General features: G+C 36.3%; 34 protein-coding genes and 3 pseudogenes. 12 read left to right on the top strand and 25 right to left on the bottom strand.

Features of this window, described 5'->3' with window-relative positions:
- Positions 1–8: 8 nt before the first annotated feature.
- Complete coding sequence (locus tag J2S07_RS04925) at positions 9–818, top strand: DUF4362 domain-containing protein (RefSeq protein ID WP_307149291.1); 810 nt, start codon at positions 9–11, stop codon at positions 816–818.
- A gap of 63 nt (positions 819–881) precedes the next feature.
- Here J2S07_RS04925 and J2S07_RS04930 read toward each other — a convergent pair.
- From J2S07_RS04930 to J2S07_RS04940, 3 genes and pseudogenes are all read right to left on the bottom strand, one after another.
- Positions 882–1,951, bottom strand: a pseudogene (locus tag J2S07_RS04930) (RNA-guided endonuclease TnpB family protein).
- Positions 1,952–1,981: 30 nt separating this feature from the next.
- The gene (locus J2S07_RS04935; RefSeq protein ID WP_307149292.1) at positions 1,982–2,401 is read right to left on the bottom strand and encodes a DUF4275 family protein; all 420 of its coding nucleotides are present in this window, start codon (positions 2,399–2,401) and stop codon (positions 1,982–1,984) included.
- 99 nt (positions 2,402–2,500) lie between these two features.
- Positions 2,501–3,376 carry a YitT family protein gene (locus J2S07_RS04940; protein WP_307149293.1) on the bottom strand — a complete coding sequence of 292 codons (876 nt, stop codon included), beginning with the start codon at positions 3,374–3,376 and terminating at the stop codon, positions 2,501–2,503.
- Between the two features lie 431 nt (positions 3,377–3,807).
- Here J2S07_RS04940 and J2S07_RS04945 point away from each other — a divergent pair, with 431 nt between their 5' ends.
- Positions 3,808–3,990: a hypothetical protein gene (locus J2S07_RS04945; RefSeq protein WP_307149294.1), complete on the top strand. Its 183-nt coding sequence runs from the start codon at positions 3,808–3,810 to the stop codon at positions 3,988–3,990.
- Positions 3,991–4,118: 128 nt separating this feature from the next.
- Here the strand turns inward: J2S07_RS04945 and J2S07_RS04950 are convergent, their stop codons facing one another.
- The 4 genes from J2S07_RS04950 to J2S07_RS04965 all read right to left on the bottom strand — a co-directional run bounded on the left by J2S07_RS04950 (position 4,119) and on the right by J2S07_RS04965 (position 8,197).
- A complete protein-coding gene (locus J2S07_RS04950) occupies positions 4,119–5,132 on the bottom strand; it encodes a C45 family autoproteolytic acyltransferase/hydrolase (protein ID WP_307149295.1) in 1,014 nt (337 codons plus the stop codon).
- A 169-nt stretch (positions 5,133–5,301) separates the two neighbouring features.
- A complete protein-coding gene (locus tag J2S07_RS04955) occupies positions 5,302–5,586 on the bottom strand; it encodes a hypothetical protein (RefSeq protein ID WP_307149296.1) in 285 nt (94 codons plus the stop codon).
- A gap of 109 nt (positions 5,587–5,695) precedes the next feature.
- Positions 5,696–7,306 carry an ABC transporter permease gene (locus tag J2S07_RS04960; protein WP_307149297.1) on the bottom strand — a complete coding sequence of 537 codons (1,611 nt, stop codon included), beginning with the start codon at positions 7,304–7,306 and terminating at the stop codon, positions 5,696–5,698.
- 9 nt (positions 7,307–7,315) lie between these two features.
- Positions 7,316–8,197 carry an ABC transporter ATP-binding protein gene (locus J2S07_RS04965; protein ID WP_307149298.1) on the bottom strand — a complete coding sequence of 294 codons (882 nt, stop codon included), beginning with the start codon at positions 8,195–8,197 and terminating at the stop codon, positions 7,316–7,318.
- Positions 8,198–8,378: 181 nt separating this feature from the next.
- Here J2S07_RS04965 and J2S07_RS04970 point away from each other — a divergent pair, with 181 nt between their 5' ends.
- The 4 genes and pseudogenes from J2S07_RS04970 (at position 8,379) to J2S07_RS04985 (ending at position 10,389) form a co-directional block, all read left to right on the top strand.
- On the top strand, positions 8,379–8,960 hold the full coding sequence (locus J2S07_RS04970; protein WP_307149299.1) for a TetR/AcrR family transcriptional regulator: 582 nt from the start codon (positions 8,379–8,381) through the stop codon (positions 8,958–8,960).
- A gap of 182 nt (positions 8,961–9,142) precedes the next feature.
- Entirely contained in the window at positions 9,143–9,529 is a 387-nt protein-coding gene (locus J2S07_RS04975; RefSeq protein ID WP_307149300.1) for a hypothetical protein, read from the top strand.
- Between the two features lie 98 nt (positions 9,530–9,627).
- A pseudogene (locus tag J2S07_RS04980) lies at positions 9,628–9,933 on the top strand (NUDIX hydrolase); the annotation flags it as partial.
- A 210-nt stretch (positions 9,934–10,143) separates the two neighbouring features.
- Positions 10,144–10,389, top strand: a complete 246-nt coding sequence (locus tag J2S07_RS04985) for a hypothetical protein (protein WP_307149301.1) — start codon at positions 10,144–10,146, stop codon at positions 10,387–10,389.
- Positions 10,390–10,517: 128 nt separating this feature from the next.
- Here the strand turns inward: J2S07_RS04985 and J2S07_RS04990 are convergent, their stop codons facing one another.
- Positions 10,518–11,411 (bottom strand): LysR family transcriptional regulator, encoded by an 894-nt coding sequence (locus tag J2S07_RS04990; protein ID WP_307149330.1) that lies wholly within the window; start codon positions 11,409–11,411, stop codon positions 10,518–10,520.
- Positions 11,412–11,545: 134 nt separating this feature from the next.
- On the opposite strand from J2S07_RS04990, the gene J2S07_RS04995 reads away from it, so the two are divergent.
- Positions 11,546–12,733: a YbfB/YjiJ family MFS transporter gene (locus tag J2S07_RS04995; RefSeq protein WP_307149302.1), complete on the top strand. Its 1,188-nt coding sequence runs from the start codon at positions 11,546–11,548 to the stop codon at positions 12,731–12,733.
- 21 nt (positions 12,734–12,754) lie between these two features.
- The gene (locus tag J2S07_RS05000) at positions 12,755–12,958 is read left to right on the top strand and encodes a tautomerase family protein (protein ID WP_307149303.1); all 204 of its coding nucleotides are present in this window, start codon (positions 12,755–12,757) and stop codon (positions 12,956–12,958) included.
- 149 nt (positions 12,959–13,107) lie between these two features.
- Here the strand turns inward: J2S07_RS05000 and J2S07_RS05005 are convergent, their stop codons facing one another.
- A complete protein-coding gene (locus tag J2S07_RS05005; RefSeq protein WP_307149331.1) occupies positions 13,108–13,434 on the bottom strand; it encodes a YnfA family protein in 327 nt (108 codons plus the stop codon).
- A 208-nt stretch (positions 13,435–13,642) separates the two neighbouring features.
- Positions 13,643–13,822, bottom strand: coding sequence for a hypothetical protein (locus tag J2S07_RS05010; protein WP_307149304.1), 180 nt, complete (start codon positions 13,820–13,822; stop codon positions 13,643–13,645).
- 209 nt (positions 13,823–14,031) lie between these two features.
- Between J2S07_RS05010 and J2S07_RS05015 the strand changes: the two genes are divergently transcribed.
- Entirely contained in the window at positions 14,032–14,472 is a 441-nt protein-coding gene (locus J2S07_RS05015; RefSeq protein WP_307149305.1) for a cell wall hydrolase, read from the top strand.
- Between the two features lie 71 nt (positions 14,473–14,543).
- Here J2S07_RS05015 and J2S07_RS05020 read toward each other — a convergent pair whose 3' ends face one another.
- From J2S07_RS05020 to J2S07_RS05035, 4 genes and pseudogenes are all read right to left on the bottom strand, one after another.
- Positions 14,544–14,900, bottom strand: coding sequence for a VOC family protein (locus J2S07_RS05020; protein ID WP_307149306.1), 357 nt, complete (start codon positions 14,898–14,900; stop codon positions 14,544–14,546).
- Between the two features lie 48 nt (positions 14,901–14,948).
- Positions 14,949–15,307: pseudogene (locus J2S07_RS05025) on the bottom strand (PEP-utilizing enzyme); the annotation flags it as partial.
- A 385-nt stretch (positions 15,308–15,692) separates the two neighbouring features.
- The gene (locus tag J2S07_RS05030) at positions 15,693–16,028 is read right to left on the bottom strand and encodes a DUF6054 family protein (RefSeq protein WP_307149307.1); all 336 of its coding nucleotides are present in this window, start codon (positions 16,026–16,028) and stop codon (positions 15,693–15,695) included.
- A gap of 104 nt (positions 16,029–16,132) precedes the next feature.
- Complete coding sequence (locus J2S07_RS05035; protein WP_307149308.1) at positions 16,133–16,387, bottom strand: hypothetical protein; 255 nt, start codon at positions 16,385–16,387, stop codon at positions 16,133–16,135.
- Between the two features lie 216 nt (positions 16,388–16,603).
- Here J2S07_RS05035 and J2S07_RS05040 point away from each other — a divergent pair, with 216 nt between their 5' ends.
- Positions 16,604–16,939, top strand: coding sequence for a PTS sugar transporter subunit IIB (locus tag J2S07_RS05040; protein WP_307149309.1), 336 nt, complete (start codon positions 16,604–16,606; stop codon positions 16,937–16,939).
- A 168-nt stretch (positions 16,940–17,107) separates the two neighbouring features.
- Here J2S07_RS05040 and J2S07_RS05045 read toward each other — a convergent pair whose 3' ends face one another.
- The 4 genes from J2S07_RS05045 to J2S07_RS05060 form a co-directional block, all read right to left on the bottom strand.
- On the bottom strand, positions 17,108–18,022 hold the full coding sequence (locus J2S07_RS05045; protein ID WP_307149310.1) for an MBL fold metallo-hydrolase: 915 nt from the start codon (positions 18,020–18,022) through the stop codon (positions 17,108–17,110).
- A gap of 259 nt (positions 18,023–18,281) precedes the next feature.
- Positions 18,282–18,719 (bottom strand): VOC family protein, encoded by a 438-nt coding sequence (locus J2S07_RS05050; RefSeq protein ID WP_307149311.1) that lies wholly within the window; start codon positions 18,717–18,719, stop codon positions 18,282–18,284.
- A 170-nt stretch (positions 18,720–18,889) separates the two neighbouring features.
- Positions 18,890–19,261, bottom strand: a complete 372-nt coding sequence (locus tag J2S07_RS05055) for a hypothetical protein (protein WP_307149312.1) — start codon at positions 19,259–19,261, stop codon at positions 18,890–18,892.
- Between the two features lie 355 nt (positions 19,262–19,616).
- Positions 19,617–20,537: a YcnL family membrane protein gene (locus J2S07_RS05060; protein WP_307149314.1), complete on the bottom strand. Its 921-nt coding sequence runs from the start codon at positions 20,535–20,537 to the stop codon at positions 19,617–19,619.
- A gap of 219 nt (positions 20,538–20,756) precedes the next feature.
- Between J2S07_RS05060 and J2S07_RS05065 the strand changes: the two genes are divergently transcribed.
- Entirely contained in the window at positions 20,757–21,320 is a 564-nt protein-coding gene (locus J2S07_RS05065; protein WP_307149315.1) for a Uma2 family endonuclease, read from the top strand.
- Between the two features lie 44 nt (positions 21,321–21,364).
- Positions 21,365–21,607, top strand: coding sequence for a carboxymuconolactone decarboxylase family protein (locus tag J2S07_RS05070; RefSeq protein WP_307149316.1), 243 nt, complete (start codon positions 21,365–21,367; stop codon positions 21,605–21,607).
- Positions 21,608–21,676: 69 nt separating this feature from the next.
- Here J2S07_RS05070 and J2S07_RS05075 read toward each other — a convergent pair whose 3' ends face one another.
- From J2S07_RS05075 to J2S07_RS05105, 7 genes are all read right to left on the bottom strand, one after another.
- Entirely contained in the window at positions 21,677–22,099 is a 423-nt protein-coding gene (locus J2S07_RS05075; protein ID WP_307149317.1) for an NUDIX hydrolase, read from the bottom strand.
- Between the two features lie 89 nt (positions 22,100–22,188).
- The gene (locus tag J2S07_RS05080; protein WP_307149318.1) at positions 22,189–22,692 is read right to left on the bottom strand and encodes a phosphoribosylanthranilate isomerase; all 504 of its coding nucleotides are present in this window, start codon (positions 22,690–22,692) and stop codon (positions 22,189–22,191) included.
- 132 nt (positions 22,693–22,824) lie between these two features.
- A complete protein-coding gene (locus J2S07_RS05085; protein WP_307149319.1) occupies positions 22,825–23,292 on the bottom strand; it encodes a regulatory YrvL family protein in 468 nt (155 codons plus the stop codon).
- An 80-nt stretch (positions 23,293–23,372) separates the two neighbouring features.
- Positions 23,373–24,029: a DUF6518 family protein gene (locus J2S07_RS05090; protein WP_307149320.1), complete on the bottom strand. Its 657-nt coding sequence runs from the start codon at positions 24,027–24,029 to the stop codon at positions 23,373–23,375.
- A gap of 29 nt (positions 24,030–24,058) precedes the next feature.
- Positions 24,059–24,682 (bottom strand): FMN-binding negative transcriptional regulator, encoded by a 624-nt coding sequence (locus tag J2S07_RS05095; protein ID WP_307149321.1) that lies wholly within the window; start codon positions 24,680–24,682, stop codon positions 24,059–24,061.
- A gap of 12 nt (positions 24,683–24,694) precedes the next feature.
- Complete coding sequence (paiA, locus tag J2S07_RS05100; RefSeq protein WP_307149322.1) at positions 24,695–25,210, bottom strand: spermidine/spermine N(1)-acetyltransferase; 516 nt, start codon at positions 25,208–25,210, stop codon at positions 24,695–24,697.
- A gap of 339 nt (positions 25,211–25,549) precedes the next feature.
- Complete coding sequence (locus tag J2S07_RS05105; protein WP_307149332.1) at positions 25,550–26,131, bottom strand: Rossmann-fold NAD(P)-binding domain-containing protein; 582 nt, start codon at positions 26,129–26,131, stop codon at positions 25,550–25,552.
- Between the last annotated feature and the right edge of the window lie 119 nt (positions 26,132–26,250).

The raw sequence follows: 26,250 nt of genomic DNA on the forward strand, positions 1-26,250 counted from the left end.
GATTTATTTTGAAGAAAAGACCGCTTTTATTTGTTGCTCTTGCCATATGCATTCTTCTTTTTGGCGGTTGTGGGAAAGGTGGAAAATTTTCTCCGTCATATACTGAGCCGAACAAGGCTAGTCATAATGAAGTCATAGATAGGCATGGCCAAGTGGAGAATATGGAAAGATTAGATTCCTTCGTTGAAAGAGTTCAAGCAAAATCTAAGGATAAGGTCAGATTAATACGGTACACGATTGAGGGAGATCCGATTTATCATGACTTGGATTTCGATGGAACCACATTAACCTTGACATATGATACTACGGAGGATAAGTTCGGGCAGGGAGAAGTAACTTCATACAAATGTAAAAGTATTCAAAAACAAGAATCAGACACGGAAACGAAATATACGCTTGAAGGCTGTCCGAAAGAATATATGGGTGAATTATTATACATATCCCATGATGTAGAACAGCAAGACTATTTCGCTTTCGAATTAAAATATGGTGAAGATAAGAAAAACGAGATTGATACGAAAGAACAGGTTTTGACGAAGGACTTGCCAAACGGTGAAACGATGAACATCAGTGATTTTCAATTATCAACAGACCAAATGAACCGGATATATAAACAAATGGTCTATGCGAACTACCTTCAACCGAAAAGCTTATCCAACTCCTGTAAAGATAAATCCTACGACATGTATGAATTAAATGTTTGGATAAACGATGGTGAGCGGAGCTATGAATGGACCTCCTGCGACCAAAGTGAAGATGGCCTGGAAATGACGAACCTAGCACAGACTATAGTTGAAATCGTGGAAGAATCGCTCTAAGATACGCTAGAATCCCATTAAAAAACAGTTGCTTATAGCAGCTGTTTTTTAAATAAGTTGTGTTTAACGGTAATGAATTATTTGTGTCGCCACGTAACCACATGAACAAAGGTAGGTACGTTCAGATAGTTTCATAGGTTTTTCTGCACCACAACAAGAACACTTCTTAGTGGAAGGAAACCACTTGTCAATTTTCACAGTTGTTTTCCTTGTTCTTTTAGTTTGTATGCTAAAAAAGTGGTGAACATGCCCCAACCATTATCGTGAACACTTTTTCCAAAGTGAAGGGCCTGTGACATTCCTTTCATGTTCAAGTCCTCAATCACGACGGCATCGAAGTTAGAAGCTAATTCTTTTGACTTATGGTGAAGGAAATTCATGCGTTGGTTCACTACCTTTTCATGTAACTTAGCGACTACTAAGCGTTGCTTGTTCCAACGTGCAGAACCTTTCTTACGCTTGGATAAAATACGCCCAGCTTTTGCTAACTTCTCTGACATAACACGATAATAGCGAGGATAATTGGCTTTCTCATTCTCGCTGCTTACGTATAATTCAGACATAGCAAAATCTAATCCAACAACATGCTCTACGGCTTTGGGCTTTATATCTTTTTCGTATTCTGTTCGTACAGATACATAGTATTTTCCTGATTTTGTTTTAGAAATTGTACATGATTTCAACCTGTAGTTTTCAGGAATTTCCCTATGTTGTTTGATTTTGACTAATTTTAGTTTAGGTAATTTGATATGACCGTCTTGCAATTCAATATTTCCGTTTACTCGATTCGTTGTATAGGATTGCTTTGTCTTACGATTCTTGAAATTTGGAAATTCAGCATTGACTTCAAAGAAGTTTTTATAAGCGTTTTGCAGATTGAGTTGTGCGTTCGCTAAGGCTAATGAATCCACTTCTCTTAGGAATGGGAATTCTTCTTTATATTTTGCTGGAGTCGGAAACTTTTGTTCCTTTAGTTTTTCTCTATCATTTTTGAACTTTTCATAAGTTTGCTTGCGTTCTGCTAACATTTTGTTGTAGACAAAACGGACACAACCAAAAGTCTTTGATAATAACACTTCTTGTTTTTTGTTCGGCAATAAACGGAATTTGAAAGCTTTGTTTTGCTTAGTCATATCAATTCACCTCCTATTTGGCTGCGCCCTTCACATTCCTTGAGTATGGGAGACTTTTTTCGGAAATCCGTTAAATTCCTTGTCTACTATATAAACATCCTCTTCATTCATAACATCATCGGCAGTTAAGGATGAAGCATTTTCAAGGATATAAGCATCATCGACATGCTGATAAAAAATATAGCATGACTGTTTGGGCACATGATAAAATGCTGTGTCAGCTTCTTTTTCTTTCAAGCAGTTCTTTTTTTCATAACTAAATACATGCCATAAGTATCCACAACAACCATCTTCATCATAAAGATAAATAGATTTCTTTACTTGCTCACTAAGATGATTGGCAAAACTGTCCTCCCATAGTTTTCTCAAATACACTCCCCATTTAGGGATTTCTATCACTTTCACCTTTTTACTTCTAAGAGATTCAACAAAATCTATTAAATGCTCCAATCTGACACCTACCTATTTGATATATAAAAACATGGTTGCTTTTTATCATTTATTCAAAAGCAACCATGTTTGAGAAAAGCGCCTTTATACGAAATTTAATTAATGAATATCTTTCTTGCTGAAGTTGCCGCCCTTAACTTCAGCAACATCATACACAGCGACAAAAGCATGTTTGTCTATTTCATTAATAATTTCTTTCATTTTACTGTCTTCTAAACGGTTAATAATACAAGTAATTTCTTTGAATTTTTCATTTGTATAACCGCCTTCGACTAGATTATATGTTGCAGTACGACCTAAGCGGTCACGAATCGTTTCAACCATTAACTCGGGTTCGCTGGTGATAATTTTGAAGGTTTTAGAACCACTCAAACCTTCTTCAACCGTGTGAATCACCTTTGAAGCAACAAAATAAGCAATCCCTGATAAGAAAGCTCCTTGAAGACCAAATACTGTTGAAACAACAATGAACACAAATAAGTTTAGGAATAAAATGAGATCACTTGTTCCAAAGGGCAATTTGCGGGAAAGTAATACGGCAAGCATATCAATCCCATCTAATGCACCACCATTTCTTAAGGCTAATCCCATGCCAAAACCTATGATAATCCCTCCCACAACGGTTACAAGCAACGTATCTCCTTGAATAATGGTCGGTATATGGTGCATAACGCTAGTTCCGTACGCTAATGAAGCAATCCCAATTACGGAGTAAATAGCAAAGCTCTTTCCAATTTGTTTATATCCTAAGAATACGAATGGAATGTTCAGTATCGAGATGAGAATCCCTAATGGTAATCCAGTTAATTCAGAACCGACGATACTTAGACCTGTCACGCCGCCATCTGATACATTATTTGGAATTAATATTGCTTCTAGTCCATATGCGGTTATAAATGCCCCGATAATAATGGCTATTGCTCGTGTCAATTTTTTAACTCGTATGGTGCTTTCTTTCTTTGTGCTTTTACTCATTTAGTTACCTCTTTTCAATCTAGATTCAATTGGCGGAAAGCTACATCCGCTTAATGATAAAATTATTCCATAAAAACTCGTTCTAGGGCAAATAGGAACGACGTATTTGAGGCAATATTTTGTTTCAATGATATTTTTCTCACTGATTGTGGTTGTGGAATGTCCTTAATGCCGGCCATTCTGTTTGATACTGGGGGTGCGATGGATAGAATGAGTAGCACTTTTTTCCATTGCTTTATAAATATTTTTTGTTCAATTGCAACAGTGTTTGAGAAAAGAGCCTAAATTGAAGTATTTTCTATACCCTCATAAATTGTGCAACAGTTCCAAAATTGACTAATATAAATCATTTAATCCAATTCAAAGGAAAATAGCAATTTTTCATTTCCAAATATTTCATGATAAGTTACACTAAAAAGAGAGGTGATCTTATGATTTTGCTTTACATATTCGTAGGTACATTAGTGGGATTTATTCTTCACGAATTTTCTGGAAGCCTAATTGGGGGTGTTATTGGAGCATTAGCGTTTATTTCGTTTCAACTAGATTTGATTCTGCTAGAATTGAAAAAGTCTAGACAGCAACGGGGAGTAGAGCCGAAGGAAAAAGAATAATAGAACAGAAACGAGAATTATTGGATTATTGACACATCGAAATAAGCATTCGTTCCGCTGGTTTTTCAAAGAAAAAATGCGTTTACTTGGTCAGGAAAAGAGTAGGACACAAAAATAGTATATAAAATTTAATCTATTATCCCTCTTAACATTTGTTCTTCTACATTTTCACCATCAACCCAATCTTGAAAATTAAAATCCAAGACATGTTCACTTTGCGCAATGGTAGTTATGATTCTTGAATTTTGATAAGAGTATGATAACGTATGAAGGGTTCCAAATAGGTTTTCATAATCAGTAAAAAATAATGGTGAATTTTTATCCTTAAATTCATCAAACATTTCTTCATGTGTGAGATTTTTATTTGAAATTTCTTGAAGATAACGATTACGTTTAACCGAACCGTCAATAGACACTCTGTTCTTATTTTGTAGCATCTCGTCCTGAAAATGATTGACACAAGATAATGATGATTGTCCAAGCCTTACCATTACTTTCTCTGGGCTCGCTTCAACAACGGCCATATTGTCATTTTTATCACCAAGTGAAAAATTATAACACGCTGCATGAGGGATTTCTTTCAACATTTGAATTGCCTCATCAACTGAAGAACACATATCCAAAACCATCCTAATCGCAGTCCATGGAGATATTCCTTTTGAATAACTATTATTACTCACAAAGTGCAATCCCGCTACTAAACCTTTTTCGTTAATTCCATCATGCCTTCCTAAAACTTGAAGATTATATCCTGCTGTTGCAAAGGCTTCCTCAGATTGAACCAAGCTAAATATCCCATCATAAAGGGCTGGAGAAAAATCATAATTCCTCACATAATAATCTTTTGTTATAATTGCAGAACAACCCATAGCTTCAGTCATTGGGACATCATAACCGCTGAGCAAAGAAGCAGACTTCTTGGAGGAAATCTCTAATCCATTAGCTAGCCCATCTAACTCTTCAATTAAATGCGGTGCTAAGGCCGAATAAATGGTTTTCATGTTTTCATAGTCTATCTCTGGTCTTGTTATTGAATCCAAGACTTTTAACAGTGGTTTATTTTGTAAATACTTGCCGAGCTTTAATCCAATATTAAATGAAGTATCTCTGATTTGAAATATATTTACAAAAAATTCGGACATGTGAATCCTCTCCTATCTTCCTACCTTAGTCTGGCCGTTTGTTTAAGTACAACTTTCACAGTGCAATTATTAAATTTGTCTTTTTATTCTTCCTCCAAAACGTCCCCACTTTGTTGTAGAAACGCACACCTGACTACTTATTACAACTTCCCTCGTGATATGATGATACCTAAATACTGAAAGCAACCATAAAGCCAACAAAGAAGAATAGAACAGAACCTAATACAAAACAGTTTACACTTAAAGAACCAAATGTTCTTTTAAACTTATAATTGTTTTTTATTCCTGTATAGCTTAAAGCTATCCTAATCTCACTATAATTTGTGGGAAGACCACCAGTGCTTGAAAAAAAGATAAAGAAGACAGAAGAAAATAATCCGACGTAAAACATCATATCCAAAAGATAATAATTAAATTTTTCTGCCAAAAGATAAGACAACCCTAATTCAGCCATCATTACAATAATCGTATAAATCCTTTAGTTAAAAAATAACCTGAATTATCTCTATATAAAAGCATAAAGTCTAGCTGGAATATCTATGAGTTCATCATCTATAAGCTTTTTACTCATGCACTAAATCCCGTTTCTTATAACCGATGAAACCAATAACGATCATGAAGAGTGCCAATAATTTAATGAGGATTATCGTTCCCCATTTCCATTCTTCAATTGGAACCTTTGGAATATAGCTAAATATATCAAGATTAATGATGAATTCTGGGATGTCCATCATTTGCCCAAAATAACTAACAAAGAAAGAGAATACTAGATAGCCCCAAATTATGGCCGTCCAACGTGGAAGCCAACCAATTAGAATAGCTAAAATACCAATAAAGAAGAATTCTGCTGGTACCCATACAATTCCAGCCTTAGTGATTTCCCACAGACTTAACGGTGTTTCCATCACACTTCGTTGGGAAAGATAGAGCCCCAATATCGCAGAAAATTGTCCCAGCACCCCTAAAATAAAAGTCAAGATTACATGGCACCAATAGAATTTCGCCCGACTTAATTTAGTTGCATATAGCTGATCCCAGTGACCTTTCTTTTCTTCGTTGATGAGTTTCATAAGGCTTCCAACAATAAAAACAGTAGTTAATAAAGATAAGACAACAAAAAGTACGCTCATAAATTGCTCTTGTATGGTGTAATTTGCATTATGAAGGAACATCTGTTTCATCATTTCGCTATCACTAACAAACTCATCCATTTCCTCGAAAATGGACCCATACATAGCTCCGATGATAAAAATAGAGATGAGCCAGCTAATAATAAATGTCTTTTGCAGCCGTAAAATTAGGCCATGGAGGCTTAGCAACCTTTCTTTTGCATGGTCACGACCAGAGCGTTCCGGTAAATATCCACCTCCCATATCACGAGCATGTTCTAAAATATAGGAAAATACTAGGCAAACGATACTGGCAACAACAGCAATGACGATTGGAAGCCAGTCGTCACTAACGTAAACATTTACAAGATAGCTCCATCCGAGTGGGTTGAACCAAGAAGCATCCGGTGCGCTCATATCAGTCGCCATTCGGATAATGTAAAACAAGCCAAGCGTCAAGAAGCTCAGTCCCCTTGCACCGCCAGCACCAGTAGCTATTTGTACAAAAATGAGTGCAATCATAGCCCATAAGAAACCTTGCACTCCTAGTGAAATGGAGTATAACAAATTACCAGAAAAATTTAACCCTGGTATATCTTGAACTTGAAGCAAAACGGTAGAAAGAGCAATGATTACTACATGTAAGAGTAACATTTCCAGCACGATTGCAGTTGTCTTGGCCAGCCGTCCAACTTGAAAGGAACGGATAAGCTCTGATATTCCATCATCCTCTTCTTTCCTTGTACGACTAATGACATGCATGATCGATACAATGGCAAATACGAGTGCCGTAAAGAGAATCATTTCATGTGCGTACATGGCGCCAATCGTATACGTTTCGGCAGTGGCTGCTGTCGGTCCAAGCATGGCAATCATTACTGGATTTTTCATCGTTTCATACATAGCAATCAATCCAGCAGGGTCTTTTCCATACATTTCATACAATGCTGTGGCAAAACCACCTGCAAAAAGACTTAAGGCAATAGCCCAAATGAGGAGCTTGAGCCAATCTCTACGTAATGAAAGAAGAAAGAGCATCCCAGTCTTATTAAATAGATTATTCATCCTTCTCACCTACTTCCCAGTGTAATGACGCATAAACAAGGATTCAAGAGTCGGTGGGACACTCTCTAGCTTGATTACATGGTATGGCATGATGGCTTCCAGAATGGCTTCAATTTGATCGCTATCTGCTTGAAAAACAGCTTCCTCTCCATTGATTTCTAGGTTATGCACACCACTCACTTGTTTTAATCCCGTAGGTTCATTACGAGTAGTAATCTTATATTGATAACGAGTTAAATGTCTTAATTCGTCTAGTGTTCCAGTTTCGATTACTTCTCCTTGACGAATAATCGCAACGCGGTCACATAAGCGCTCGACCTCACTTAAAATATGGCTAGATAGTAGGATAGACTTCCCTTGATTTCTTAAATTGTCCACTTCCTCTTGAAAAACAGCCTCCATCAGCGGGTCCAGACCACTGGTCGGTTCATCAAAAATATAAAGTTCCGCATCACTGGCAAGTGCGGCAATAAGCGCAACTTTTTGACGATTTCCCTTTGAATAAGTCCGTGCTTTTTTCTTAGGATCGAGTTGAAATTTTTGAATGAGTTCATCGCGTCGGTGATTGTTCTTTGTTCCTTGTAGGCGCATAAAAATATCAATAATTTCACCGCCTGTTAAATTCGGCCAAAGATTTACATCGCCTGGAACATACGCAAGTTGCTTATGGATTTCAATAGAATCCTTCCAGACATCCTTTCCGAATATCTTGGCCGTTCCCCCACTAGATTTTATTATACCAAGCAAAATTCGGATGGTAGTCGATTTCCCCGCCCCATTAGGTCCGATAAATCCTAATACTTCACCCTTTTTTAAATCCATCGTTACATTTTTTAAAGCAGCGGTAGATTTATATTTTTTTTGTAAACCCTTAATTTCTGCGATAATCATTCATCTCATCTCCTACTCCAGAAAATAATTATTTACTGGAATTAACTTTATGGTTCATAATACACACCCAATTATCCAAGAAATCAAATTGTTTTTTACTCTCGTATTTGATTTAGTTCAAAAAATGAAATACTATATATAATTAGAAAATGATTGGAAAAGGAAAGAATGTGGTGAAAAAATGAAGAAAAATGGTTTTGATTTAAGACGTGAGAAGAAAATGAAAAATATTGAAGAAGCGATGCTTCAATTGCTTAATCAAAAGGACATATCAAATATAACGATGGATGAAATCGCAAAAAATGCTGGCGTAAGTAAGGTAACATTATTTAATTATTACAATACAAAAGATAATTTAATTAATACCGTAATTCTAAATTTTTTTTCCTCCGTTCAGGAAGAATATGAACGCTTGATTGAAAGTGATTTGCCTTTTGAGCAAACATATAGAGAAATAACAAAATACAAAATGGAAAAAGTCCTAAGTATGACATCCGTATTTTTCCATAATATGATGCAGCAATATGCAAGTGAAACGACCTTTTTTGATAAGAATGCTCAAGAAACGAGTGATCAATTGATATTAAGATTATTCCAAAAGGGGCGTAAAGAAGGAAAAGTTAATCCGGCTTACACTGATGAGGTTTTACTAACGTTTATGCATATTTTCACGGAGGGATTAAAGAGTCCTTCGATTAATAGTAATCATATGATGAAATATGGCGATCAAATTTCTCAAATATTTTTGAATGGTTTGCGTTGAAAGTTTGAAGTTATCCCCCCTGCAACATAACCAAAATTCATACGTCTATGATATAAACGAATATTCTTTGGGAAGTTTCAGTGGAAATCAATGGGAATCATTTTGGAGAATTTATTCTAGAGGTAAAATAGTTTTTTGATTTGGCTAAACTTGTCTTAATATATTAGGTGGTGTGGTGTGGTGTGAGAATTCGAAGGGAATTATTAACTTTGTTTTTAGTTCTTTCCCTTTTAGCGGGGTGCGGGGCTGATGGTGGAAAAGTATCAGCAAGAGATGTATTAAAACAAAATTCAGATGCGGATATTTTTCAGTATGATGGATTTATTTATAGTAATATGACGGATGTTGAGTGGTTCCAAAAAGAAAAGGAAAGGTATGTCAAACATCATTTATTAGGTGAAATTAAAAAACAATCGACAAGTCGTTTTGGATTTAAAGATTTGACCGCAACTAAGTTGCCTATTGGTACAAAGTTATACTTGTCAAGCGAGAATGAAAGAGATTTGGGAATTATAATCGTCGAAAACGAAGAAACAGATTTGTATTATATGAAACTACTTGAGGGTTAAACCAATGAATAGATGAAAAAATATATTTAAACAACCGGGTGCGTTTCTGCATTTAGCAGGAACGCATTTTTACTAAAGAGGCCGTTTATTTTTTGATTCCTGGAGAAGTTGCGGTTAAGGAAGTAAAAGAAGAATCAGGATTTGATGTTAAAGCCGTAAAATTGATTGCTGTGCTCGACAAAAAATGTCATCCACATCTACCTTCTCCTTATCACGTTTACAAAATGTTTATTCAATGTGAAATCATTGGTGGACAACCAAAAGAAGGTATCGAAACAACTGCGGTTGAATTTTTTGCAGTGAGTGAACTACCTTCATTATCGATAGCAAGGAATACAGAGTCACAGATTCAATTAGCATTTAAACATTTACATCATACTCAAGAACCTGTTTATTTTGATTGATATAACATTTTCATACAATTCTTCAACAAAAGTGGCGATAATCCAAGAAGGGTTATCGCTACTTTTGTTGAAGTAATTCAGCGAACGAGGTAGTTTAGTAAAGTGGCCAGATTGATCTTTCTTCAGCAATCGGCCATTTTTTAATAAGGTAAGAGGAGTTGTATTGGCAATGAAACAAAATAACCAGAAGAAGCTTTACAAGCTGCATTAATGACTGGTCTTAACTTTGCTGTTAAGGCTAATATTTGTAAATTGATTGGTGAGGAAACTCCATATGATAAAAGGGATAAAATTGAGGAATATCTATCTGAGCTAAATAAAACGGATATACCAATAGAATTAATATTAATCTCTTCCTGGCGTGCTATTTTAAAGGAGATTTCTACTAATCAAATCTCACCTGAACAAGGGCAGCAGTTGATAAAGTGGATATTTAAAAGGGATAATAAAAATTAATTATCCCTTTTTGTCGTTCTTCAACTAAACTGATTTCGTTAGGAAAAATGGTATCTAACGATCGCCACTAAATTTCTTTCTTATCCATCCGTTTACTTATTCAATTGAACTAGCTTACTAAATTGCAATCAAACTAGCCGTGCATGATTCCCCAATAAGGTTCCATTGTTAGACATTTCAATAAATTCTTTCAAAGATGTAGACATATATTTATCTTTCCGATAGATGAAGAGCGTATGGACTTTTCCGAATTGGCTTGGAATAGAGTGTAATAGGAGATGAGCCTCTTTTACATACTTTTCTACCACACTACGAGGAAGTAAGCTAATCCCCAGCCCTGCCGATACACAACCAATAATTCCATCAAGGGTTCCAAGTTCCATGATTTTTTCCGGAATAACCCCCTCAGATTGTAACCATTCTTCAAATCTTGTTCGGTATGAACAACCACTACGGAATACTAGTATCGTTCGATATTGAATTTCCTTTATCGAAGACAATGGTGGATTGAACGAATTCGTGACAAGTACTAACTCTTCTTCTATTACAATCTTACAAGTGAGATCAGGATGTTCAATGGGCCCTGCAACGAAAGCTCCATCTAGTTCGTATTGTAAGACACCTTGAACATTTTGTTCGGTTGTGCCCGTTTTTAATGTAAAATCGACCGTTGGGTACTCACGATGAAACTTTGAAAGTAATGTCGGTAATCGAACCGCGGCAGTTGTTTCCATAGAACCAATTACCAAGGGGCCTTTTGGTGTTTGATCATCACTTATCGCGATTTTAACTTCATCGATTAGTTTGAATATTTCATCTGTATACGAAAGTAGTACCTTTCCTTTATCCGTTAGAGTAGTCCCCCGATTATGACGATAGAATAGTTTTGTTTGAAGTTCTGATTCTAATTGCTGAATTCTTGCTGTTAGATTTGATTGTGCGTAGTTTAGTTCTCTTGCTGCTTTTGATATACTTCCCAACGTTGCAACCGCTTGAAAAAATTTTAATACCTGTAAATCTATAGACATCCTCTCTTCCCCCCTTTTGATATATAAAAAACTGATGGCTTCATATCAATTTTAAGTATTGTACCATATAACCAAAAGCAGATAAGATAAATATGGAAGTAGATATTATTTTAATCAGGGGTGAAGAATTGAATCATCGTCCTTTTCTCTTTCTGATTGGGGGAATTTTTTCATTAATGATCGCAATGGGAATTGGAAGATTTGCTTATACCCCCATTCTTCCATTGATGCAAAATGCTCTTTCGTTTTCTGATGCTATGGCCGGCTACCTTGCATCAAGTAATTACGCAGGTTACTTGGTTGGAGCGATTTTAGCAGGAGTTCTCCCTTTGAAAAAGCATAGAACCTTTTATTTAAGGATAAGCCTCGTATTAAGCGTTTTTACAACATTCAGCATGGGGCTTGCCCACTTCTATTTTCAGATGCTTTTAATTCGCTTTATTTCTGGAGTGGCAAGTGCGTTCATTTTTGTTTTAGCTTCAAGTATTGTTCTAGATAAACTGGCTGCCAGCGGTAAAACAAATTGGTCAGGCTTATTTTATGCAGGGGTTGGATGTGGGATCTTTTTCTCTACGCTCTTCATTCCAAGTTTAAGCAATTTATTTGAGTGGGAAGGTGTATGGATCGGACTAGCCATTATTAGCGCAATTCTTACTATCTTCGTTTGGATTTGGCTCAAAGATTCCAATAATGCGGTTATAAAAAGGGATGAACAAATAGTTGTTACACAAGTACCTCCTCTCAAATGGCTTCCTTGGTTAGTTATCGCTTATGGACTAGAAGGGTTAGGTTACATTGTAACAGGGACATTTATTGTATCTATTGCCGAAAAGACCTCTACCTTTAGCAGTGACCCTGCGTTTGTATGGATGGTTGTTGGCTTAGGTGCCATTCCATCCTGTATCATCTGGTCAACACTTGCTAATAAATGGGGATTTGTCAAATCATTAATGTTTTCAATGACATTACAAGCCCTAGGTATTGTACTACCTGTCTTATGGTTGTCTCAAACCAGTTTGATGTTCAGTGCATTCCTATTTGGAGCTACATTTATGGGAATTACCACACTTGCTACAACATTGGTGCGCCAAATGAATCCAACAAATAGCAGTCGAATCATTGGTTACTTAACCGCTATTTATGCAGTTGGCCAAATGATTGGGCCAGCAATTGCTGGAATTCTATCATCTTATACTCAAAGTTATGATACTGCCTTGGTAGGTGCTGCATGTGCTGTATTAATTGGAGCGGTCTTACTTGTAAATGGAATTCGATATGATCAAGTTCCAAAAATAGGTACTTCTCCATTAAAATAAAATTGAAAGAGGGTTATTTTAATGCCATACGTAAATATTAAAATTACCAATGAAGGTGTTACTCCAGAAAAAAAAGCTGAGCTGATTAAAGGAGCGACACAATTGCTTGTGGATGTTTTAGGGAAAAATCCAAATACAACCGTTGTTGTTATTGATGAAGTGGATACCGATAATTGGGGCATTGCAGGGGAAACCGTAACTGAGCGTAGAAAAAATGGTCAATGATCAACTGTATTGCTGGAAAAATTGATTTAACTTCAGAAAGAGAAGAAATGACCTTGAACAATTTCTTCTCTTTTCTTGATAGAGGTTTTGACTATTAAAGGGATTGTGCAATTCATTGGCTGTAATCACCCACCCATCCTTATTTCCGATTATTGACGTGGTGCTAATAATATGACTGCTACACCAATTAAACATATGCCTGCACCGACCCAATCGTACAAATCAGGTGTTTTTCTATCAATTCCCCATCCCCAAAGTACAGAAAGAACAATAAATACTCCTCCGTAGGCAGCATAAACTCTACCGAACGATGGAAAGGATTGAAATGTAGCAATAACACCATATAGAGCTAAGGCTATTCCTCCACCGATTCCCCAATAATAGGCTTTTCCTTCTCTTAACCATAGCCAAATCATATATCCCCCACCGATTTCTGCTAAGCCTGCAAGTATAAACAAAAATATGGCATACAGTATTTTGACCACTTCCTAAAACAGTATTGTGTATCAAAACATATTATAACTTATTTTTGTATTACACTGCTCCTTTGTTAGCTCTTGCTGCTCTCTACTTTGGATTCCACCGAATACTGAATGTAAGTTGGAGTGATGGATCATAATCAAGGGAAACCCCATAAGAATTTCCCTTGTTCTTTTCCAAGTTGGTTTATTCAGGAATGTCTGTCTACTTTTTAAAAATAGTTGTATTTTCAATACGAATCGACAAAACTTCTCCACATTTTAGACAAAATGTGAAAATCTTGTTTGAACCACTCAAGGACATTTTGCTTGGTTTAACAGGCATATAATCTGTAGCTTCTACGAATTCAGTACCACCACATTTAAGGCATTTTTTATCCTCCATATTCACTTTCCTCCCTAATATATTATTCATGCATCAATCTTTCTACTCTCTTAAGTACGGTTTTAGCTCCGTTAGGTTTCAAAAGTTTTCATGATTATAGACAACCGAATATGAACAGCGAATACACATTGAAATTGAAAAACGGGAACAATTATGGATATCTGTCATTTCAACTCAAATTTTTCATACAATAAATTTGGGGTGATTAAATGCCGAGAGTAGCATATCGAGATGCGGATATTGACTTAATAGCAAGGATGATGAGAGCAGAAGCTGAAGGGGAAGGAAATCAAGGCATGCTATATGTGGGAAATGTCATTGTCAATCGTCTAGTCGCAAATTGTTTGGATTTTAAAGGTTTGAGATCAGTGGAAGATGTCATTTTTCAGGTTCAAGGTGGAAATTATTCTTTTGAAGCTGTTCAAAAAGGGAATCTATTCTACAACCCTGCAAGGGCGAATGAACGAAGGTTAGCTCGACAAGTATTAGAGTATTGGAGAAATCACCCAGGAAAATATGCCCTTTGGTATTTTAACCCATATGCACCATGCCCTCCTACATGGTACGGTCAGCCTTTTGCTGGTCAGTTTAAAAATCACTGCTATTATGAACCAGCTCCTGGAACATGTGAAGGTGTTTATATTGGTTAGTTTGCTATGCTTTATTTCAATATGGGCAGAAACCAACTTTTTCCATGGGGGAGTTGGTTTCTTCTATTTTTTCAATATTTCTTTTGTATTAGTCCAAAACCAATTCCCGTAGGATCAATTAAGAAGGCAAGAAAAAATTCATCAAACTGCATCTTTTCTCTTACGATCATTGCCCCATTTTCCTTAGCTTTAGAGATAGCTGCATCCATTGAAACTACCTCTATTTGGATGCGTGTTCCGTGAGGGTAATCGGAAGGACCTTTACTGATACCGCCCATAATTCCTTTATTGTCGGAGCCTTTAACGTCAGACATTGCCCAGTAATCCCAATGCGGCTCAGAAAATTCCCATCCAAAAACATTTGAATAGAACTTAACTGCTTTTTCTGGTTCCTGACTGCTTATTTCAAATCCAACAATTTTACCCACTTTATTTCCTCCTTTGTGCTACAAATTAAAATCCAGCATATTCAACAATCACACTATTTCGATATACCCTTCTGTACCATGCACACGAATCCACTCTCCATCTTTTATCAATTTGGTGGCATTTTCCACCCCAACAACTGCTGGTATGCCATATTCACGTGCGATAACTGCTCCATGGGTCATCAAACCACCGACTTCAGTGATTAGGCCTTTGATGGATACAAACAATGTGGTAATTGCTTCATGCGCTCTAATAACTCTTGCTCTTTTTTCAAAGCAGCTTGCCGCCCTTGTTCAAATTTCCCATGGCGAGCATGAGGCTCAAAGCCTTTGATATTACTAAGAATCAAGGGGATGAGTGTAGTAGGTTTTTCGCTCCACCGCGTTTTAGTCAAATCGATCTCTCCGATTCAATCTGTTTAGTAAACACTTACTATTCCCCTGGCAACTTAATAAAGAGGTGATTCTATGATTCTACTTTACGTTTATGAAGACAAACCAGAATGAATATAATATTTTGCATTCTCCGCATCTTTTTTCTTAACAGATACTACATACCGTTTTTCGTAATTCTTGTTCATTCCGAAACTTCCAAAGTTTCCTCTAGTGGTCCCTTGCCCTAGCCATCGAGCTGAAAAGTCAATAACCTTGTAGGTACATTTAATGTTCTTACTTTTTAGGTTCCTTCTTACCTTTGAACATTCCTCCATTGAGTATCCAACATAAACCTCTTCTTTATTAAAGAAAATCATACACATGACCCTTTACATTAATTTCTTATAAAAGTAAGCATTATTCCATTTGTTCTATACTTTTTTGCACGATTTCCACCATTTCACTTTCGGCACCAAGACTATAGTTAAAAAATATTCCACTTCCTCCACCAGCACCGATTGCAGAAATAAAGATATTACTGTTAGAACCTACTACAGTAAGGCTCAAACTTGCTCTGTTTCCATTTCTCATGAAATATTTATCGTAAACACGAACAGCAATTCTCGTATCTCCAATTGTGGAGTTGCTTTCATCAACTTTATTCATAGTTACTCCACTATTACTAATATCATTTTCCAAATGTTTTACTACTTCCTCAAATTGACCAACAATGGTCTTTTCATATTTGGCCATGCTAACCCCATCCTCCCCGAAAACTTTTTTTCTCTATATCACACGATTATTTAGTATGCTTAGTTTCTCTTTTATCAATAAATCAATAAATCTGTTGAAAAAAATCAATCTTTATCTCTTTGACTTAATTGCAATAAATTATTAATAAGAATTAATGCACCAACTATAATTAATATAATACTGAAAATATAAGGAGCCCATCCTATCATTTCATTTAATACTGTTGCAAGTTTTCCAGGTGGGGAACTCCAGCCTCCTAAATGTGGAATGAATAAAGCAATAGCAAGATGCATTAGACCGAATAACATAATACCCGAAATAAATAATACATACCCTAATATCTGTAAACTCTTTTGCATCTGATCTCTCCTTGAATTTTTTTATCTAATTAATATTCGAGAAATAACAAAATAATCCTTCTTACACTCACCTGTTCCTTCTGTAGAAATAGAGATGACCCTTGTTAAACGATCACCACAACCTTGATGTTTACAATAAATAATAGAATAATTGAAATATTCCTTACCATTCGTTCTAGAAATGATAATATTTTTAAAAGGAGGTGAACACTGGCCATGCATAAAGAATTTATGGATAAATATATTTTGGCTTGTGCTGGTGGAATGTCAACTTCAATTTTAGCAAGAAAGATGCAAAATGAGGCTGTAACAAGAGGGTTGAATATCGAAATTGAAGCAATTTCGGAATCAAATGTAAAAGAAGAACTTAATCGAAACTCTGATAGAATTAAAGCTATCCTTCTAGGACCACAAATAAGGTATATAAAACAACAGGTTGCTAATATGGCAGCTCCCTTTAATGTACCTGTCGATGTAATTGACATGATGGATTACGGCACTGTAAACGGACCAAAAGTATTGGATCACGCCCTATCACTTGCAAATCAATAAGGGAGATTAACGATAACAAACGTATCCCTCTAACAGAAAATAGACACGTATTTTGATTTAACTTAGTCAAAATACATGTCTATTTTTTGGGCATAATTTCACTTAAGATTTGATATAGTGGTTTACTTCTCAAGCTCCACCATGCTTCCAAAAAGCGTTGTTTTTTTACTATAACATTACGGTTTCCCCTATAAGCAAGATCTGTAATTGTTCCTTCGGCAGCTCCTGTTTTTCCCATGCTTGAACTAAACGCTCTAAGGCTTCGGGCCCTGTGTCATCTGCCAATCGATAGGCACCATAATGCATCGGAACAAACTGTTTCGCCTCTAATTCGATAAAGGCCTTCACACTATCTTCTGGAGAAATATGTGAATCAGCCATAAACCACTCCGGTTCATAGGCGCCTATTGGCATAAACACCATATCAATTGTGAATCGTTCCGCTATCTCCTTAAACCCTGAGAAATAACCTGTATCTCCAACAAAATAAAACGTTTCGCCAGCAGTTTGAAAAATCCACCCGCCCCAATGGGATGTGTTCATATCGGTAAGCGTTCTTCTTGTCCAGTGCTGCGCCGGGACAAAGTGTACATGGATCCCTTTGTATTCAGCCCTTTCCCACCAACTCATTTCGATTACATTGTGATAACCCTTTTTCGCAAACAATGACTTCATCCCAACAGGAACAAAATATTGCGGGTTTCCTTTCAGCTTCTTTAGCGTACGAAAGTCGAGATGGTCGTAATGGCCATGGGAGATGACGACAGCATCAATTTCTGGTAGCTCCTCCAATGGAATTCCCGGTTCAGTCAATCGTTTCTGAAAACCCATTCGCTTTGCCCATACCGGATCAGTTAGGATATTAAGCCCATTCAGTTGAATCAAAAAGGTAGAATGCCCGATCCAAGTGTAGGAAGTTCGGCTTCTATTTTCTTTAAGTTCTTGAATCCTCTTGTTTGGATATTGCGGGATATTTTCCGATAAATCTTTTGTTTTATTTCGTCTTTCTTTTTGCCACTTACGCATATCCTGAAACGATTTTTTGTTCGAAACATTATTTAAATTGCTATATGTCTTCTTCATGATCTCACCCTTGCAAATAGCTTCTTATTCATCATAACAAAGCTTTATTTGGTTATCTATTTTAAACGCACTATAGAATTTAGGATAGAAGCATCATGAGAGAAACAATTTCTATGTTTTTTTATTTCTTCTACTTGGTCAGAAAGGTACCAGATGAAATCAAGGTTAATATCAAGGGAAATCACATACTTAAGACTACAAAATCACACAGCAAAAGTATAGCGTCCCCAATTGTTTCATATTTTTTAACACCCCGTGCTTATTTGATTTCCTCAGCCAACTCCAAAATAATTCCCTCCGGACCACGAACGTAGCATAATTTATAACTTTCTTCATATTGCTGTATCTCACTAAAGATTTCCGTACCCTTCTTTTTCAATTTGGCAATAATCGCTTCAATATTTTCCACAGAAAATGCAATATGTCGGATACCCAGCGTATTCGCAAAGGATTGCTGAATACCTTTTTCATCTGACGGCGTATAAAATTTGATTAGCTCTATCCATGCCCGACCGTCTGGCGTTCCCAATCCTACACACGCTACTTTAACGTCATTAAGCCCAACTGCATATCCCATCAACTCTCCTTCCATTTCCCATTCCCCTTTTAGCTCAAGTCCAAAATCGAGAAAAAACTCTTTAGCAGAAGCGAGATCATTTACGATTACACCCACATGATCTATTTTTTGGATCTTCAAATTTCATACCTCCTATGTTCCTGTTATTTTTCCATATTCTGTATTAAAACTCATAAGCAGTGGTTTATCTTTTTGTCCTCGGTGAACAATTCTATGAGAACGCATTTTCGATACGGTGTGTAAAAAAGTACCTGCTTACTCAAGGATTGCCTCCATGCTGGTTGTATTGATTATTCTTCGGGAAGCCATCTATAATATAAGATTCCCCGATCTTCCGTTTCTGCTAATATTATGAGTGGTTTCATCCCTTCTTTTGTATCATTGGTATGATACAAAGCAGTTCCTTTCGGTAATTTTGTTGCGGAGAAATTCCATAGAGTGAGAAAAGATTTTGATATTCTTTTAATTTCACCAATACCTTCCCCCTTTTGGTATTTGTTCTTTTCCTTTTCAAACCAATCAAGTTCCGTAATATTGGAATAAATACGCCCCTCATATTTGATAATATCCTTATCTAATTTCAGTAAGCCGCTACTTGCAGCCACAAAACCCCCAAAAACTAAAATACAGATTGAAAGTGAGACTTTGATGAATCTTTTCATTTCAAATCCCCCAAACCTTTGCTAATTCCTGTATATCTATATTTCTATAATGTTAGTGCACAATCCTGCTCTTTCCATAAGGAGTATAGCGGTCCTTGCTTATTCAAGAATGGCAAACCCTATTGTGAAATATATGTACCTGTTAAGTCTTAATATCCATGTAATTTAAGCAGTTATCAGTTATCGAAGAGACTGGTTCTAAATCGCAATTAGAATAGCCATACTTCCTTCCTGAAGTATGGCCTCTCTCTTGATTCATTTACCTGTTCAAAGTATTCGGGAGTCCGTTTTTTCTTGATTCACACAAACGCCCCTCCTATTTTTTACCAAAAATAAATCAAAACTATATTAAATTCTATATTCCTTTTAGCTTCTCTTTGCTAACTTGATCGATTAAACCAGGAAGTTCGGAAATTGGAAGAAGAAACATGCTTTCCTCATAAGGTCGGAATTCTATGTCGCCGACCTTGACAGCAAGGTCATATTCACCGACCATTGCATCTAAAAGAATGAAGGCGGCGGCCAGAAAGTCATCATCGTTGGTGGGTGAGTCCTTTAAATATATATCCAAATCTAATGACCCATCGAGCCTTGTATAGGTAAAAAACATATTTTCAGGTTTTAAAAGGACATCACCAATCTGAATGTCAGAAGCTTCCTCTCTTTGTCGGAATGCAATAACCTTGAATTTTTCCATCACAGGTGCGGCCATTGTAAGTTTTTCTACGGCAGGAAATGCATCAAGATTTCCATCAGCACTAATGATGAATTCCCGTTTTCCAGCAATAAGATCGACGCTGAATTCGAAAGTCAGAGCAGGATTTATTTTTAGAAGCTGTTTTTCGATGGCCTTAAACGCAGACTCAAAATTTTCTTCATTCAAGTGAAAATAATCATCCGAATGTTTTAGAAACCATTCCCAAAAATCGTTGTACGAATGCTTCAAATGAAGATTTCCTTTATTAAACATGACTAGTCCGTTAAAACGTTCATACAGAGCAAAAACAGGATACAGGACACACAAAAAAATAATGATCAAGGGTATCTTTTCAACAACTGGAATGAAGCCTGCCAAAAAATTTTGTACGAACTCCGTTAAATAAATGAATAGAGGAATCATCAGTGCACAGATCAATAGCAATAAAGGGGTGACCCTGGTTTCTTTTAGCCTTACCCTGCAATGTGGACACTTCATTGTAAATGGCGTAGAGAAAGCTTCAAAATCATCAAGTGTAATAGGAATCTCACATTGTGGGCAAGGCACAGATGTTTTCATGGGGAGCGCCTCCTCAGTAGAAAATTAACTTCTAAATTATATATGAAAGATCAATATTACGAAAGAAAAACTTAATTAATTCATTCAATCTTGTTAAAGGCTCATAAGAAAGGAACCCATATTAATTGAACAATGAGAAGACATGATTGGATGAAACAGGATATTAACGTATAATAGAAGTAGAAATTCAGTGCTCGGAAATAGAAAGGGGAGGATAGGGTGAAAATTCCAAAAGAAAATCGAATGACACTAGAAGAATACTACGAATTCAGAGAGTCAAATGATGGATTATGGGAGTATATAGATGGAATGGTCTTTATGTCTCCTTCTCCTTCGACAAAGCATCAACGTATTTCCATGAGATTGTCATCCCAACTATTTAATTTATTAAATGAGAAATCATGTGAAGTGTTTTCCGCTCCTTTTGATATAGAATTGAAGAGCGAAACAATTGAAGATACAAAGGTTGTCATTCCTGATATAACTGTGATTTGTGACAAATCAGGGCTTGCGGAACAAAAATATGTTGGTGTCCCTACGTTGATTATTGAGATTGTCTCGCCATCAAATCAATCCCATGACTTGGTTGTAAAATTAAATCTATATATGCAATATGGAGTGAAAGAATATTGGATTGTCAATCCACTTTTTAATATGATTCAAGTTTATCTTTTAAACGAAGATGGCCAATATATTCAAACAACGGTTATAAAGGAAACTGGAAAGGCATGTTCCTCTGTCATAGAGGGCTTCGTTGTACTGGCAGAAAGTTGTTTTGAGTAGACGGAAAAGGACCTTGGCCCCTGCCTAGAAAGACCGAACAACGTTTGTACTGTGTTACCGTTTGGAGGGAGTGTGATTTTTACACCGACGTTGAGAAGGCTGCCCTAGAGCTGACTGAATATGTGGCACAGGTAGCAACATTAAGGGTTCCAGACGAACTATATGAACGTACCCGCCAGCATTTCAGTGAAAAAGAATACGTCAATTTAGTATTTGCGATCAACCAAATCATTAGTTGGAATCGATTGTCTGTGTCGCTGGGATTCTTTGCAACAGCTAGCGAGTAATGTTGAAAATGGCTCCTCTTTTAAAAAAGAGGAGTCTTAAGCCTTTCAACTATATTAGTAGGAGTTTTATTAGCTCACTACGCCTTGAAATACATAAGGAACTGATTTATCCAGCAAATATTTAATCCCATTTTTATGATAAGGCATCATTTCACCGGCTGTTTTTAAACTCACCCATCTTACTTCTGAAATGGTTTCAGTATCTTGTATTAAAATTTCACCGCTAATTATTCTTGCTTTAAAAGTTATAAAAATGGCATGATTATTATGCTCCATCATAAAAGCTTCATTTACAGCAAGTATGTGGTCTATCTCAACGGTTAAGCCTGTTTCTTCCTTTGCCTCGCGAATAGCCGCTTGTGCTAGTGTTTCACCCTGTTCAACTGAACCACCCGGTAAAGACCAATTATCATATTTGGTGTTTTTAACCATCAATACCTTTTCTTCTTTTTCATCATAAATAAGTGAATAAACCACATCTACTCTTTTCATGAACACGCTCCCATATCTTTTTCTAAAATACACTAATTCTATTTTATACCAATTAATATTTTTCTTAATATATGAACACAAAATATTGGTTAGTCATCAAATACCATACTCTTTAAGAATTCGATTTTTTTAAGATCTTTATGATTATTTTTATCTGCTCGATAACTATCTTTCGAAGAAGACTCGTAAACAGATAGATATCGCTTAGGATTTAATAAATAATACTCTACTTCTCCCTCTCGATGTAATTCTAATTCTTCTAATGGTACTCCTGCAAAATCTGGTAATGTGTCAATAATACCGAATTCAACGGATAATCCTTCTTTCGAAAACTCATGCTCATGCAAATCAATTAGTTTATATCCCATTGAATTCATGATTGTCATGATAGGATTCCAGTTAAATATAGATAATTCCGGCGGAACCTCCCAGCCTCTTTTATCACCAGGTACATGAATGTCTAAGTCTTGGGCATTCCAGCCCTTGCCAGTAACGATTTCTAATCCAACTGAACCCATTAATAAGGGAATAATCTCAATTTCATTTAGTCTTTTTGTAATTTCAATAAACTCTTTAAACTTGTTATTATCCATGCCTTCCCCCTCCTCTTTCGCCATGAAGTCACTTTTTATTAACTAAGCTGACCCTTTGCTGAATAAACCTCATCTTTGCTTACACCCTACACATCCAATACCCCTGGTAATTAACATAGTTCTACCTGTTTTTTACAATTCCCTTTGCAATAAGCTACTTTTCTTTTTGTTATCAAAAATTACTTCCAATAAGGCTAACAGGAAGGAAACGATTAATTTCGCTTTCAAGGAAAGGGTAATACTCTCCATAAACGCATCCACTGAAAAAAGAACGAGCCAGTTCGATGTAAAGGCCAACAGCAGCTCAATACAGAATGATTTTACCCTTCCTGTTTCGTTTTCAACGGCTACTTTAGCCATAGCACCAAAAAATAGATCAACAAATATCCCTAAAATAAAGAAGCAGACAACAAATATAGCCAATGACGAAAAAGATTGATATTGAACACCAAGTAATTCGAATATTCCTACGAAACCAAAATAATAAATCCCGAAAACAAAACCGAGGACCAGAATAATTAAGAGCGCAATTCCGATAACTGTTAATACTTTGTCTTTTAAATTCATATTTTTAAACGAATCGTCGTTTTGTTCAGGCATTTAATAACTCCTTTTACTTGTCCTTTTTCATCCAACAGCCAGTCCCCATCCCGATAGTTGATAAACAATTTCAACATATTTTAAAAACCACCAAAAATATACGATAGAATATTAAAATTTCTCAATATGATAAACATCAATATGGACAAAGGTACCACCTTTAAATACTGCCACTTTGATTTCATCAGCAATACAAGCAACAAAATAGCAACAAATAAATCAAACCCAGTCACAATGGAAAAGACATAAAAGAATGGATATCCTTGTGTGAGTAACAAACCGATAGGCAATGCCGCACAAATGGCTGCTCCCCATCCTTCACCTCTGCTGTACCAGACGATGTAAGCAGCAAAAGGAGAAAGCAATGCAATGATTCCCCAATGCAAAAAATAATAGGTTGGGAAAAAACCAAATAACATTTGCGAATAAATATAGTATGCTAGCAACATTCCGAAGAAAAATGTTAATACTTTTATAGCCGCAATGAAAGGATTTCTACTCCATACAGCAATGAGCGTTGCCAGTGCCACCCATATCCCAATATTAGTTGTAATGTCACTTATAAAGTTAAAGAACATTCCTATAGCACCATTCGCTGGGAAGGTATCACTAAATTTCGCTAATACCCCTAAAATAACTCCAAGAATGAAACAAAAAATCAATTGGATGATGATTTGTTTTGCGTTAAGTTTCGATTGATCTATCATTCTGGAATTCTTAAACCATTTCTTCGACATATTCCTCCCCCATTAATTAACTATTATCATTACTTGTTTTTAATTTCTTGAAGATTTTTCCTCATAAGTGCCGCCACTTGCAAATTATTCTGAATAGAGGTACTTTCCAATTGTTTAATGATTAACTCTTGTCGTTCCCTCGGATGATTTTGGCTTAATTTTGCTTTTCCTTCAATTTTCGTGATGTTGATTTTAAACGCCACAATTCCTTTCATCATTCCATCGATAAAACCAGGTTCAATTTCTGCTAAATTGTACGGGCTATCAGGGCCTTCATATTTATTAACCAAGTCATCCAACGAGTCGTATATTACTTTACCATCCTCTATTATTTCCAGTTGTCCATACACATGGACAGTCACGTAATTCCAAGTCGGTACAGCCTTAGTTGTTTCGTACCAGGTTGGCGAGATATAACAGTGGGGCCCTTGAAAAACAACAAGAACTTGCTGGTTTTCAATATCCTTCCATTGTTCATTGGTACGGGCAAAATGGCCATATAAAGCATGTTCATCTTTATTTAGTTCTAATGGAAGATGAGTCGCGTACGGTTCTCCTTTATGCTGCGAAAAAAGAAGCGCAAATCCATGCTTTTCGATAAAATCATAAATAACCTCTTCATCATCCATTTGAAAGTGCTTTGGTATATACAAGAGTATCCTCCTTCAAAGTGTTTTGGTCATGATAAAGTCCGTTTGTTCTTCATCCCCCATAAAAAAAGAGTGGGCTCCCGTTTGAACAAACCCCATTTTCTTATAAAAGGCAATCGCATTTTTATTCTTTTCCCATACACCGAGCCAAACTTTCTTTTTATCAAGCTCCTTGGCTATTTCTATTGCTTTATTGAACAACTGTTTACCAAGGCCATGTTTTTGAAAATTACTTCCTATATAAATCCTTTCGATTTCTAGCGATTCATTGCCCATTTCCTCAGACTGAGCATCATCCGTGTTAATCTTTAAATACCCAGCGACTTCACCATCTAAATACACAAAAAAGAATTGCGAAGACCGATGGGATAATTCTTTTTCTAATTGCTCTGAGTTGAACGCCCGTTCCAAATAGGCCTGCATATTTTCAGGTGAATTCTGATCCTTAAATGTCTCGTAGAAAGTTTCATAACTTATTTCTTGAAGCTTGTGTAGATCCGCAAGGGTACATTTTTTTATATTTATGTTCATGGTAAACATATAGCTCCTTTAAATAGTTAGTCATTTCTCTTGTTTCTTTATTCAAGAAGGTTAGGCAGTTTTCCTTCCTATAAAAACATCCCTTTTAAAACAATAAGCGCCTGCGGCTAGTTGATAGACTCCATAAACACAATTTCAATTCAGTTTACTTGGTTTCAAACTGATTGTATAGCTCACTTGAATGAGCAGGAGCAATCCACCAATGCCCATAACGCTGATCAACTGTGAATTACCTGAAAGACGGAGTAAAGCATTAACAGGTTCGGTATCTCTCAACAGGATGAACCCTATAAAAGTGGAAATAAAGATAGGGTAATGCCCCTTTAAAAATTAAATGTCAAAAGACTTGCGAATGTCTTCCATTTGTCTAGTGGAATAAACATGGAACCCTTTATGTTCTCTCTGAGCAACTAGAAACATTGCAGTAGCAACAGTCTTTGCCTCTATTCCCATTCGACTCCTTAATTCATTGCCAAATATTCGACCTAAACCACGAACTATCCAAATACCGATACTCTCGAATAGGCGAAATTCACTACGATCCCCCAACAATAGTGAAGGCTGAAAAATCAACATCGCTTCATAGGGAATTCCTTTTAGTTTCTCCTCAAGTTCTCCCTTCATCCTTGGATACCACAAGCGGGATTCTTTATTTGCGTTCATAGAACTTACGATTAAAAACTGTTTTGCTCCCTTTTCCCTAGCCATTTTTGCAATGGCAATCGGGTATTCTACATCAATTCGATACATCGCTTCCTTTGTCTTCGCCTTCTTGATCGTGGTTCCTAACGTACAAAACACATCATCAGCCTTTAAATATTGCTCTACTTCCTCAAGTCTCTCAAAATCACATATGACTTCAAGTAGATTGGGATGTTTCATCTCAAGAGGTCTTCTTACTAAAGCAATGATCTTTTCGTATTTTTGACTGTCTACTGTTAAGAGTCATATTTAATGGCGTTCTATTCGGAAACGAAAGTGACGGTGATGAAGTAAGTTCGCAACCGTCACTTTCGTTTCCTTTTTATTTT

It is taken from the genome of Anoxybacillus andreesenii (assembly GCF_030813005.1).
Taxonomy (GTDB): Bacteria; Bacillota; Bacilli; order Bacillales; family Cytobacillaceae; genus Robertmurraya; species Robertmurraya andreesenii.